The following is a 12,209-nucleotide window of genomic DNA, read 5'->3' as shown; positions in this document are numbered from 1 at the left end:
ACTGTTGGGCTAACAGGATTTTAAGCCTGTGGAGATGGTGGGTTACCACTTCTAAGAAGCAGGAATCCTCGAGGGCTTGCCCCGAGGAGGGTCAATTATTCTGAAAGGTTAGATAAATTTAAGAAATTTGATTTAAAATTAGAACTAATGGCTGAGCTGGAGAAATTAATTGATCTAAAAGTTGATATTGTTGATTTTGAAAATGTTGATTTAAAATTTAAACAGCAGATTCTGGGAAAGGGGTTTTAGCTGTGGTAGATGCAGAAGTAGTCAGAAATAAGCTTGAACACCTGGAAGAATATGTCAATTTATAGAGATCCTGGCTGAAAATAATATTATTAAAGAAAATGTTGAGAGTTATATAAAAATGGCTAAATTCAGGAATATAATTGTTCATGATTATGCAGAGATTGATCCAGAAATTTTACTGGTGATCATTAAAGAAAATTTAAGTGACTTAAAAGCCATTTTCAAGTGGTTTAAGGAATATATTGATTAAAGCCTTCAATCCAGGACGGTGAGATTATGGAAAAGTTAAAAAGAAAACTTGAGCCTGAGCTTAAAGAAAATGTAGCTGATTTTTTAAAAAAAGAAGAAAATGTTAAGCTGGCATATATTTTTGGCTCTTATGGCACGAAGTATCAAAAGACCGATAGTGATCTGGATTTAGCCGTGCTTTTTGATAACCCACCAGGGATGCTCGAGCAGATGGAGCTGGCAGCACGACTGGAATTGGAATTAGGAAAATATGATATTGATTTAATCAATTTAAATAATGTTAAACTGGCTTTTAAGTATGAAGTAGTTACAGGTGGAGAGTTAATTTACAGCAGAGATGAAATTGAGACTGCTGAGTTTAAAGAAGGGGTTTTAAGACTTGGTCCTGATGCTGAAGGATTTAAATATAAATTTCAGCAGGAGTATATTACAGGAATAAAGGAGAAAACAGCAGGAATAAATCATAAACGGATAGCAGAAAAGCTAAAATTCATCAGAGCTAATCTGAAAAAATTAAAAGAACTATCTGAACTTGAAAAACATAAATTTTTAAGCGATTATAGAAATTATGACACTGCTAAATATAATTTGCAGGCAGCAGTAGAAGCTATGCTGGATATAGCAGCCCATATTATTTCTCGAGAAGGATATACAAGTCCTGATACAAGTGCAGATTCTTTTAGAATACTTGCTGATGAAGGGATTATCACGGAAGATATGCTGTTAAAGTTTGTTAAAATGACTAAATTTAGAAATAGAATTGTTCATCTCTATGATCAAATTGATGAGGAATATATATATCAAATCATAAATAATAATCTGTCAGATATAGAAAGTTTTGTTGATTTAATTGTCAATCGATATTTCTAATTTGTTTCTAATATTTTTTTAAAGTATTTTTAATCCAGAGCTGCTATTATATAATTAAGCTAAAAGAAATACAGTTTATCCCCTTTTTAAAGCTGCTGCAGATAGCAGCTATAACATAAATTAAAGTACTAGATACTTTTCTCCTTGTTTTTACCGTCCTTTTCCCGGGGCGGTTTTTTATTTATATTTATAATTTTTGTATTAGGTGATTTTTGAAATCTGCTGCATTTTTCATAATTGAATTGATAGCTGTAAGAATCGATCAGACTTGCAAATACGGGCTTATCATATTCATCAATTAGAATCACAACTTTTTAGGGTATTAACAAGTAGCTTTAAATAAGTTAAGATGTCTATTAATGATCTTTGAAACTGGTTTAAATTCAATTTTTATATTTATAATTTTCACAGTAGGTGATATAATATAATTAGAGTTAAGTTTTCACTTTAGGAGGGAGATCAATTATGAATCTTTCACAGGAGCAGAGAAAAAAAATTAAAGACATATTAAATAAACACAATATTAAGAGAGCTGGAATATTTGGCTCCTATGCTCGCGGTGAAGCTGTTAATGGTAAAAGTGATCTTGATTTAATCGTAGAACTTTCTCAAAATGATTTATTTGAATTAACCGCTGTAAAATTAGATATTGAAGAAGCTCTGGGTTTATCAGTTGATATTGTTACTTATAGTGGATTGAAAAAATTTGCAAAAAAAGAAGATTTCAAAAAAGAAGTAATTCGAGATCAGGTGTCACTGATATGATAGTATTCTATTAGAAATAGTATGGGAAACATTTAAAAAGAAAATACCAGAACTTGAAATTGAAATAAAAAATATTTTAGATTAGTTTTGTTTTGTATTGAAAGCAATAATAATTGACCATCTTGAAGGAGTTAATATGGAGCAAAAAATAACAGATATTTTAAATATACTAAACAGTAAAGATAGTCCTTCCCAGCGGGAAATAGCAAAAGAGGCCGGTATTTCTTTAGGTCTGGTTAATACCCTGCTTAAAAAGTGTGCTAAAAAGGGTCTGATTAAAATCGAAAGGCTTAATTCCCGGAATATTAAATATATCTTAACCCCGGCTGGTATTAAGGAAAAAACTAAAAAGACTATTAGATATGTAAAAAAGTCTTATCAGGCAATTAAAGAAATCGAAGCCGAGGTACTTAAATTAGCAGCCCGGGCTGAAAAAGAGGATAAAGATCTTTATCTTTACAGTGATGAAGAGGAAGATGAGATCCTGGATCTGGTTTCTTTAGTCTTAAGGGAAAATAATTTGGAGTTTGAAATATTTACTGCAGAGGAAGAGCTGGCAAATATAAATAAAGAGGAGAGTCTGCTTCTGCACTGGGATCCAGATTTAAAAGTAGAGCACCTGGAGCCGGTTAATATCTTTATTTAAATTTTATATTTTTTTGGAATTCAAAGCTGCTCTTAGTTGGGCAGCTTTTTTGGTCTGGACTAAATATATTATTTTAATCTTTTCCATTTGGCATTTCTGCCTTTACCAAGAACTTCAATTACATTATCCTTTTTTAACTGTCTCAAGACTCTATCTATAGTTGAATCTGAAACATCAGGACAGGCATTTCTAATATCATCTTTGGAAAAAGTACCGATAATATTTTTTACAGCTTGTTCAACCCTATAGCTTTTATTACCTTTTTTTGATTTCACCATACCTACACGTTCTTCAAATTCTTTATAGGCTGCTAAAAGTGTTCCGAGAAAGTATTCTAACCAAAAAAATAAGTTGTGTTTTCCTTCATGCCAGCCTATGGAGGATTTATTTAATGTCTTATAATAACTCGATTTACTGTCTTCTATTATTTTTTCTAAACTTATATATCTTCCTACTTTATGATCATATTTATATAATAATAGCAATGTTAATAACCTTGATATTCTTCCGTTTCCATCATTAAAAGGGTGAATACAAAGAAAATCTAAGATAAAACTTCCAATTAGGATTAATGGTTCTATGTTCTCTTCCTGCATTTCGTTATTCAAAAAGTTACAAAGAGAATCCATAGCGGCAGCAGTATTTGACGCAGCAACCGGTTTAAACCTAACAAATTTTTCACCATTAGGTAGGATTTCACCAATAATATTATCCTGACTTTTCCAACTTCCACCTTTTTCAGATATATATTTATACATATCTCGATGTAACTGTAAAATTATATTTGAAGTTACGGGTATTGCATCATAAGAGCTATGAATAGTATTTAGAACATCTCTATAACCTGCTATTTCTCCTTCTGATCTTTCTCTAAGATTAGTATCATCTTTCATTATTTCTTTTAGTCTTTTATCAGTGATTACAATTCCTTCAATACTGTTTGAAGCTTTTGTACTCTTTATAACAGCAACTTCTTGAAGCTTTTCTAAAATTTGTGGAGATTGTTCTATATATAAATCCTGTTTCCCTTTATATTCGTTTATTTTTCCAATTAATTTAACAATATTCATTGGTATATCTAATTTTTTTAATCGATCATTTTTAAATGACATCATAATATACTCATCCTTTCTTAAAGATATTCATTAAACAACAAATGACCATGTTTATTATAACATAAACATGTTCATAAGTACATAAACATACTCAATTAATACTTAAATGAGTATGTTTATGGGATTGATGACTATATTAAATTTAAACTTCATGCTGCTTTTTAATTCAGCTAAATATTCTTCTACAATATTATAAGATTAACCACCTGGAGCCGGTAAATATCTTTATTTAACTAATTATATCTAAATAGATGTCTAAACTTTTATTTAAAGATGCAGATACTAAGTCAATAAAGTCACTATAGTCACCAGTAGTATGTGCTTTATCTAAGCTTTCATAATATTTAACTCTATCTTCATTTCTGATAATAATAATTGGATAACCAGCTTTTATTAACTCAAAATTCAATAATATCCTGGCTGTTCTACCGTTTCCATCAATAAATGGATGTATTTTAACAAAGTCAGTGTGTAATCTGGCAGCTCTTTCTATGGTAGGAAGAGTTGAGCCTTTATCATAATACCAATTAATTAGTTCTTCCATTTGATCGTGAATAAAAACTGGGGCAGGAGGAACATGCTCAGCGCCACTTATTACTACTTTCTCACTTCTATATTTACCTGCATTTTCATCATCTATTCCTTTGAGTATTAGATAGTGTATATTTTTAATTTGTCTTTCTGAAAGTTTCTCATCTTTATTAATGATATCCTCCATATAATTAATAGCTTCTTTATGATTTACAACTTCTAAATGTTCCTTTAATGTTTTTCCACCGATTGTTATACCATCTTCCAGCACTACTTTTGTTTCTGATAAACTTAATGTGTTACCTTCAATTGCATTTGAATTATATGTCCACTCCAAAAGGAGTTTTTTTCTTAAGCTTTTTAAAGTGTTTTTGGGTAGTGGTCTCTTTTCTTCAATTTTTTTCTTTTTTTGATCAATATTATCAAACATAATTAAGGTCCTCCTTAGATATCTGAAATTCCAGAATCTTATTTGCACTGCATAATTCAATTATTGAGCAGCCTGTTGATGTTATTTCTTTTGTTTAAAAAACCAGTAGAATATTAATATCACTTCTTCACGTATATAATTATATCACGGCATGTGGTGCTAAACAACGGCAGTATTTAATCTTTTTTACCTGGCTTTCGAATAATATAAGTACTATAATATAGTTGAGGTGATCGACTATGAAAACTGTAAAATTGAGAAAAGTAGAAGGTATGATCTATTATCATGTTATAAAATTTAGAAACTCTAAAGGGGGACTATAATTGTCTCCTTGACAAATAATTTCACAATGATATAGACTTAAATATATACCAAACTGGAAGGAGATGGTTATCATGGATGTTGCAAAAATATTTAAAAATGGTAGAAGCCAGGCGGTTCGACTTCCTAAAAAATATCGTTTTAATGATGAATCTGAAGTTTTTGTTAATAAAATTGGTGATTTTGTTATGTTGATTCCAAAAGACAGCAAATGGGAAACTCTTACTAAGAGTTTAGATAGTTTTTCTGATGATTTTTTAGAAAATAGAAATCAACCCGAACTACAAAATCGAGAGGAACTATAATTATGAAATATATGCTTGACACTAATATATGTATTTATATAATTAAAGAAAAACCCAAAAAAGTTCTTGATAAATTTCAAACTTGTAATATTGGTGATATTTGTATTTCTATGGTTACATTTGCTGAATTACAATATGGTGTTGAAAAAAGTCAATATAAAGACAAAAACCAAACAGCTTTAGCAAGTTTTCTTGGTCCAATTGAAATATTACCTTTTGAACAGAATGCAGCTATAAAATATGGAAGTATTAGAGCAGATCTAGAAAATCAAGGCAGGATTAGAGGAGCCTATGATTTAATGATAGCTGCTCATGCTATAGCAGAAAACTTGATTTTAGTTACAAATAATACAAAAGAATTTAAAAGAATTACAGATCTTTCTCTTGAAAATTGGGCTAAATAAATAGAATTACTATTTCCTATAATGGATCTGAAATTTACACTTATTCCTGTTTTCGAGTGATGGAATCATTGATATAGTCGAATTAAAGATATATAATTATTATATAAGGTAGTTTCCCGAGAGCAGCGGAAAACTTTAAAACAGAGAATACTACTCAATTGTATTCCTCCATTAAGGAGGATTTTTTTAGGAGCTCTACATTTGGAGCACCCTCTACATCTACAGTTAGAGGCTTACAACGATTAACAGCTTTAATCGGTTCACCGTTTTCTTTAGCTTCAAAGTCCACGTGAAAGAGTCTGGAGAAAAAAAGATAGATCAAAAGGACAAAATTTATAAGAGGTTTAAGCAGGAAATTAGGAAAATTTCGAGAATTCATAACTTAGGATCCCTTCCTTTCTGGGTGTAGTAGGTTGTGATCTCTCAATTAATATTTAAGAGCTCAGGGGAAGGGATTCCTGCATTTTATGGAGATTTCCAACCTGAAAATTATGATAACTGTTAATATTTTTGAAAAAACTATTAGATTTGACGTAACGAATAATTAAGTTGGAGGCTGAGATATGAATTGGAAATTCTGGCAGAATGATGACCAGCAAAAACTTTTAGAGAAAATAGAGAATTTAACTGAAAAAGTAAATTCCATGGAAGAAAAAATTAATGATTTAGATAAGTCAGAGAAAAAAATGAACCGCCTACAGTATAAACAGAATCAGGATCTTTTCAAAAAAATTGATGAGCTTTCACAATTGGTTAATCAACAGAGCCTTGATCAGGAATTAATCTCTAAATTAAAAAGCAGAGTTGATAGTTACAGCTTAAATGTCGAAAACAGCAGTAAAAAAATAATTGAGCTAATTGATGAGTTTGACCTGCTTAAAAGAGGACTGGACAGTGATGAAAACAGCTGGAGCAGTTTACTGGAAAATTGGAGTCAGAGACTGCTTAAACTCCTGGAGCAAAATGATATCTATCAGCTGAATTTAAAAGAAAAAGAATTTGATCCCCGCCGGGCGGAAGCCTTAACCACTGTAAATTCGGAAGCTCTAACAGAATATCCGCAGCAGCCGGTTTTAAATTATAATAACAATCAGATTGTTGAAGTTATCAAACGGGGTTATCAGGATCAGGAAGATAATATATTACGCAAATCACAGGTAGTTGTCTATAAGGAGGCCAAACAATGAGTAAAGATCGTTTTAGACCGGTTGTGGGGATTGATCTGGGTACCACAAATTCTTCCCTGGCAGCTGTTATTGAAGGTAAAGCAGAGGTTGTAACTCTCATGGAAGAAAACAGCCCCTTATTACCTTCAGTAGTTCACATTGATCAGAAGGGTGAGGTTATTGTCGGTAGTGATGCTAAATCAGCTCTGGTGGCGGTGCCTGAGAGAACAATAGCAGAGGTTAAAAGAAAAATGGGCGAAAATGAAATGCTTAAAATTGCTGATCAGAAGCTGCTGCCGGAGGAGATATCAGCCTTAATATTAAAAGAACTAAAAAAATATGTTGATCAGATTTATGGTGATGAAGTTGAAAAAGAAGCGGTGATTACAGTTCCCGCCTATTTTACCGATCAGCAGAGACAGGCTACTAAAAAAGCTGGTGAACTGGCAGGTTTTGTAGTTGAAAGAATAATCAATGAACCAACAGCAGCTGCTATGGCCTATGGTCTCGATAAACTTGATGATGACCACCAGTTTCTGGTCTATGATCTGGGGGGAGGTACCTTTGATGTCTCTGTTCTGGAATTAATGGGCGGAATCCTGGAAGTAAAAGCTTCGGCAGGTAATAAAGAACTGGGTGGATCCGATTTCGACAGGATACTTTTAGATTATTTTGCTGAAAAAATTATAGAAGAAAGTGGTCTGGATCCAAGAGAAGACTTAAGCGCCTGTGCCCGCCTAAAAGAAGAAGCAGAAAAAACAAAAATAAAATTATCAGATCAAAAACAGGTTCAGGTTTCTATACCGGCTCTGATGGTAAAAAATAACCAGCCGGTGGCCTTTGAGATGGAAATAAGCAGAAAAGAATTTATTGACTTAATTGATAATTTGCTGAAGGAGACTTTAAATAGTGTTAAGAATGTACTGGAAGATGCGGAACTGCTTCCAGACGAGATTGAGCAGGTGATTTTAGTTGGTGGTTCAACCAGAATCCCGAGGGTCAGAGAACTTCTGCGTGATTTTTTTGATCAGGAACCCCAGAATGAGATAGACCCCGATCAGGCGGTAGCAAAAGGAGCAGCTGTTCAGGCAGGTATAAAAGCAGGTCTGCTTTCCGATAGTGGGATGATAGTTACAGATGTTGCTCCCTATTCACTGGGGATAGAGGTGCTTAAAGACCAGGGAGTTTTGGGCTTTAAACCGGGCGGTTTTGAAAGTATTATTGACAGAAATACAACGATTCCAACCAGTAAAACAAAAGTATTTACTACAACTTTTGACAATCAGGAGCAGGTTAAAATTAAAATTTACCAGGGTGAAGGTGACTGGATAGAAGAAAATCATTATCTGGGAGAATTTATTCTGGACGGAATTCCAGCTAAAAGAGCCGGCGAAGAAAAAATTGCAGTTAGCTTAAATTATAATATTAACGGGATTCTTGATGTAACTGCCAGATCACTTTCTACAGATAAAGAAATGCAGCTTACTGTCCAGGATGCAGTTGACCGAAAATCAGAAGAATCATATCAGGAAAGCCTGGAGAGGCTGGAAAACTTTCACAAAGAGCTTGCAGGGATGGCAGAGAATGCCGAAAATAACCTGCAAAAAATTGAATATAACCCGGATCTATCTGAAGATATTGAGGAGTCAGAACTTGATGATTTTGCAGCAGAGTTTGCGGATTTTAAAGGACTGGCTTTAGAAGCAGAAAATTTAAAAGAGCGAGCCGGAGAATTATTTGTAGAAAATGAAAATATCAGCCGCTCAGAATTTAAGTCCATGGTTAAGAGACTTGATCAGGCTCTTGAGAGCGGGGATAAAGATAAATTGCGGCAGGCCCTGGAAGAAGTTTTCGAAGAAATTCTGGATCTGGAAATGGAGGAATAATCTTTTATGAAATTAAAAAATAGTGTTTTTAAGAGTTCAAATCTCTACCGTATTCTGGGTACAAATTCCAATGCGGGGGAGGAATTAATTAAGCAGAGATACCTGGAAAAGGTTCGAGAATTTCCACCGGAAGAAAACCCGGAAGAGTTTAAAGTAATTAGAGAGGCCTATGATACTCTAAAAGATCCTTTTAAAAGAAGTGGCTATGATTTAAAAACTAAATATCAGGGTCAGGCGTCAAAATTTTTGCAGGAAGCATTAGATTATATGGATTGGGGGAAGATTGAAGAGGCAGAATTTCTTTTAAACAAAGCAGCCGAACTTGCCGCTGATAATTTATATATTTTAAGGCTTAAGGCAGAAGTGGCTGTAATGAAAGGAGATATAAATCTTTTTAATGATATTTTTGAACAGCTGGAAGAACTTTTTCCTAAAAAGCAGGAGTATTTACTGCTGTTGAATAAAATTGTTCTGCTTCTGGAATCAGAACAATACACCAAATATGCTAATAGAGTTCTAAAAGAAATGGAAAAGAAATTTCCAGATAAAAAATCAGAAATGACAGATGTCTATATTGGTGTTTATGATCAGCAGGGAAAGTTTAATAAAATCTGGAATGTTTTATCAAATGAATTAAAAACTTTTTCGGAGCCTGATGAAGATAATATCCGACATTTTTTAATAGCAATTGCTCTGATAAATAAATACGAAAAATGGGAGAAAAAAGACAGCCTGATTGCTTTAACAGAATCTTTTATAGCAAAGATAAATGAAGATCAGGAATTAAGAGATTATATTATTTATGTTCTTGATGAAAATTACTTTGAAGCAGAAGAACATGGTGATATTAAGGCTCAATTATATATTACAGAACTGCTTATGTTATTTGAAGATGATCCCGATCTTGAGCTTGAATATAAAAAATTACAGCTGACAGAAAAGATTTTAAATGAAGTTGACAGAATGTCTGCAGATCCTAAGTTATCCCCCTATATTTTCTATACGGGCAGCAGATTATTTTTTAACTGGGCCTATGAAGAGCTGGATCCGGAAACTTTTGTAGATTTTCCAGACAAATATGCTATGCAGAACTTTAAAGAAGAATACTCAGCAAATTTACAGGCAGTAAAAAGGTTGAAAAAGAAGTATCCAAGAATGTATGATACTTTTAGAAATGAATGGGATAAAATTGCTGCTAACTGCCGGGAACAGCTTAATAATAGGCAGCTTTCTCTATTTGAAAAGCCGAGAAAAGTAGATCAGGATTCTGATTACAAAGAGCTGGCATCAGGGCAGATTGTTAGTAAAAATAAAGTAGGCCGCAATGATCCCTGTCCCTGCGGCAGTGGTAAAAAATATAAAAAATGCTGTCTTAATAAATAACATATGACATAGTCAAATTTAAGGTATATAATTAGTATATAAGTTAGTTTCCCGAGAGCAGCGGAAAACTTTAAAAGAGAGAATACTACTCAATTGTATTCCTCCATTAAGGAGGATTTTTTTTAGGAGTTGAATTATATGTTTCTGGCATCAGTTCCGGATATCAAAATGGATATAAACATAGATTTGCCACTAATATTGATGCCCTGACATTTTCTATTGCCTCTTTAATTTCTTTGCTGCTCATTCTTTTCATTTGAGATTATCCTTTCTTTATTAATTATATTTAGAATGATATAATATCAGTTTTTAATATTGATGATCTGGATGGACTGAAAAAAGATTTGGGAAACGCGTAGGAGAGGAACTTTTGCTGAAAATTAATTCAGCTATAGAACCTGGATTGTCAATTTTTTAAAACATAAAAAAAGAGCAGAATATACTGCTCAGAAGTTTAAAAATCAAGATTTAATTGCCCCTTTAATGCATTTTATTAAAGGGTCTAAGTTTAGTACAGATTCTACTGAGGCTTTAAAAAGTGTTTTTTGATTTATAGAATTCCACTTAATTTGATAACCATTTTTTAAAGCTAAAATTCTAATAAACTCTCTTATAGTTCTACCATTACCCTCTCGGAATGGGTGAATAATATTTAATTCTGCCATATAATAGGAGGCTTTTTCAGAAAATTGATTAAATGAGGTGCCTATTAAATAATTTTCCTCTTTTAGTTCTTCAAATAGCTTTATAGCACTTGTTTCTATATATTGATATTTTGCTTATTAATCAAAACATCTGAATTTGGATAGCAATATTTAGAATTTCCTGACCCATATTTAGTAGAAAAATTCATTGTCTCAGTTGTTTGTTTCTTATATATTCAGTAATACTATCAATTGCTTCTTTGCTTGAAATTTCACCATTTAAATATTTTTTTCCAGTAATGACACTAATATTATCAACTTTAATATTTTCTACTGCTAATGATGCTTTAACATTCTCTATAATCTCGTCGATTTCTTTGCTGCTCATTTTTTTCATTAATATCATTCCTCACATTTGATTTTTCAAAATGATTAAAGAATTATCTTACTAATTATATTATATTACTATTTATACCATTAGTCAAAACTTATGTTCAACATTAACAGATTTAATTTCAGATACAGATTACAGATTTTAACTAAATACACCAAAAAATAATTTTACTAATGCGCTAAAATATAATTATAGCGCAACAGTAAAAGAGGTGTAAATATGGATTATCAAAAATAATTTTACTCTATTGGAGTTATTGAAAAAGAAACAAATTTTGGTCGTGTGATTAAGGTTTATAATAAAGAAAGAACTATTTGTGATATTTTAAAAAATAGAAATAATATGGATCCTTCACTTTTAAATACTGCCATTAGAAATTATTTAACAAGCAAAGGCAAAAACATTCCTAAACTTCTCGATTATTCAAAAAAATTACGGATTAAAACAATTCTCAGAAGATATCTGGAGATTTCTTTATAAAATTTATTGTTAATGGTATAATATATATAAGAATTAAATTCCCAAATTGGAGTTTGATAGATATGGATTTGAACAGAATAATTCAATTATTAGAATCTGAAAAGATCAACTGGAGTCAGCATATTTTAAAGAAAATGCAGAAAAGAAGAATAAAAATTAATGATATTATGTTTTCAATAAAGAATGGAGAAATTATTGAAAATTATCCTGATGATTATCCCTATCCAAGTTGTCTTGTTTTAGGCTACAATAAAGAGAAAAAACCAATTCACATAGTGTGTGCTGTAGGAAATAATAAATTATGGATGATTACCACTTATTACCCTGATGAAGAAATTTGGGAAGATGATTTTAAGAATCGGAGGTGAAGC

The 12,209-nt window shown here is 31.9% G+C and carries 15 protein-coding genes; 11 read left to right on the top strand and 4 right to left on the bottom strand.

The features are described from left to right. Positions 1 to 298: 298 nt before the first annotated feature. The 4 genes from C7954_RS06895 (at position 299) to C7954_RS06880 (ending at position 2,779) form a co-directional block, all read left to right on the top strand. A complete protein-coding gene (locus C7954_RS06895; RefSeq protein WP_133506081.1) occupies positions 299 to 499 on the top strand; it encodes a HepT-like ribonuclease domain-containing protein in 201 nt (66 codons plus the stop codon). A gap of 26 nt (positions 500 to 525) precedes the next feature. After that, positions 526 to 1,368 (top strand): type VII toxin-antitoxin system HepT family RNase toxin, encoded by an 843-nt coding sequence (gene hepT, locus C7954_RS06890; protein ID WP_133506079.1) that lies wholly within the window; start codon positions 526 to 528, stop codon positions 1,366 to 1,368. 465 nt (positions 1,369 to 1,833) lie between these two features. Beyond that, positions 1,834 to 2,133: a nucleotidyltransferase family protein gene (locus C7954_RS06885; protein WP_073161058.1), complete on the top strand. Its 300-nt coding sequence runs from the start codon at positions 1,834 to 1,836 to the stop codon at positions 2,131 to 2,133. Positions 2,134 to 2,230: 97 nt separating this feature from the next. Continuing rightward, a complete protein-coding gene (locus C7954_RS06880) occupies positions 2,231 to 2,779 on the top strand; it encodes a winged helix-turn-helix transcriptional regulator (protein WP_234971284.1) in 549 nt (182 codons plus the stop codon). A 68-nt stretch (positions 2,780 to 2,847) separates the two neighbouring features. Here the strand turns inward: C7954_RS06880 and C7954_RS06875 are convergent, their stop codons facing one another. Then, positions 2,848 to 3,894 carry a Fic family protein gene (locus tag C7954_RS06875; RefSeq protein ID WP_089717760.1) on the bottom strand — a complete coding sequence of 349 codons (1,047 nt, stop codon included), beginning with the start codon at positions 3,892 to 3,894 and terminating at the stop codon, positions 2,848 to 2,850. A 229-nt stretch (positions 3,895 to 4,123) separates the two neighbouring features. Then, the gene (locus C7954_RS06870) at positions 4,124 to 4,855 is read right to left on the bottom strand and encodes a Fic family protein (protein WP_134059251.1); all 732 of its coding nucleotides are present in this window, start codon (positions 4,853 to 4,855) and stop codon (positions 4,124 to 4,126) included. Between the two features lie 395 nt (positions 4,856 to 5,250). Here C7954_RS06870 and vapB point away from each other — a divergent pair, with 395 nt between their 5' ends. From vapB to C7954_RS06845, 5 genes are all read left to right on the top strand, one after another. Then, a complete protein-coding gene (gene vapB, locus C7954_RS06865) occupies positions 5,251 to 5,481 on the top strand; it encodes a type II toxin-antitoxin system antitoxin VapB (RefSeq protein ID WP_073161052.1) in 231 nt (76 codons plus the stop codon). Positions 5,482 to 5,483: 2 nt separating this feature from the next. After that, the gene (vapC, locus tag C7954_RS06860) at positions 5,484 to 5,885 is read left to right on the top strand and encodes a type II toxin-antitoxin system tRNA(fMet)-specific endonuclease VapC (protein WP_110301285.1); all 402 of its coding nucleotides are present in this window, start codon (positions 5,484 to 5,486) and stop codon (positions 5,883 to 5,885) included. A gap of 563 nt (positions 5,886 to 6,448) precedes the next feature. After that, positions 6,449 to 7,072: a nucleotide exchange factor GrpE gene (locus C7954_RS06855; RefSeq protein WP_089720948.1), complete on the top strand. Its 624-nt coding sequence runs from the start codon at positions 6,449 to 6,451 to the stop codon at positions 7,070 to 7,072. Then, the gene (locus C7954_RS06850) at positions 7,069 to 8,937 is read left to right on the top strand and encodes an Hsp70 family protein (protein ID WP_089720946.1); all 1,869 of its coding nucleotides are present in this window, start codon (positions 7,069 to 7,071) and stop codon (positions 8,935 to 8,937) included. Before C7954_RS06855 ends, C7954_RS06850 begins: the two co-directional genes overlap by 4 nt. Before the next feature lie 6 nt (positions 8,938 to 8,943). Further along, positions 8,944 to 10,320: a J domain-containing protein gene (locus C7954_RS06845; RefSeq protein ID WP_089720945.1), complete on the top strand. Its 1,377-nt coding sequence runs from the start codon at positions 8,944 to 8,946 to the stop codon at positions 10,318 to 10,320. A gap of 461 nt (positions 10,321 to 10,781) precedes the next feature. Here C7954_RS06845 and C7954_RS06840 read toward each other — a convergent pair whose 3' ends face one another. Continuing rightward, a complete protein-coding gene (locus C7954_RS06840) occupies positions 10,782 to 11,030 on the bottom strand; it encodes a Fic family protein (RefSeq protein ID WP_223174509.1) in 249 nt (82 codons plus the stop codon). 139 nt (positions 11,031 to 11,169) lie between these two features. Further along, the gene (locus C7954_RS06835; RefSeq protein WP_073160339.1) at positions 11,170 to 11,361 is read right to left on the bottom strand and encodes a hypothetical protein; all 192 of its coding nucleotides are present in this window, start codon (positions 11,359 to 11,361) and stop codon (positions 11,170 to 11,172) included. A gap of 279 nt (positions 11,362 to 11,640) precedes the next feature. Between C7954_RS06835 and C7954_RS06830 the strand changes: the two genes are divergently transcribed. Continuing rightward, a complete protein-coding gene (locus C7954_RS06830) occupies positions 11,641 to 11,838 on the top strand; it encodes a hypothetical protein (protein ID WP_073160337.1) in 198 nt (65 codons plus the stop codon). A 62-nt stretch (positions 11,839 to 11,900) separates the two neighbouring features. Next, the gene (locus C7954_RS06825) at positions 11,901 to 12,206 is read left to right on the top strand and encodes a DUF4258 domain-containing protein (protein ID WP_073160335.1); all 306 of its coding nucleotides are present in this window, start codon (positions 11,901 to 11,903) and stop codon (positions 12,204 to 12,206) included. The last annotated feature ends 3 nt before the right edge of the window (positions 12,207 to 12,209 follow it).

The organism is Halanaerobium congolense, from assembly GCF_004366375.1.
Classification (GTDB): Bacteria; Bacillota; Halanaerobiia; order Halanaerobiales; family Halanaerobiaceae; genus Halanaerobium; species Halanaerobium congolense.
This window is presented reverse-complemented; position numbering and strand designations above follow the sequence as displayed.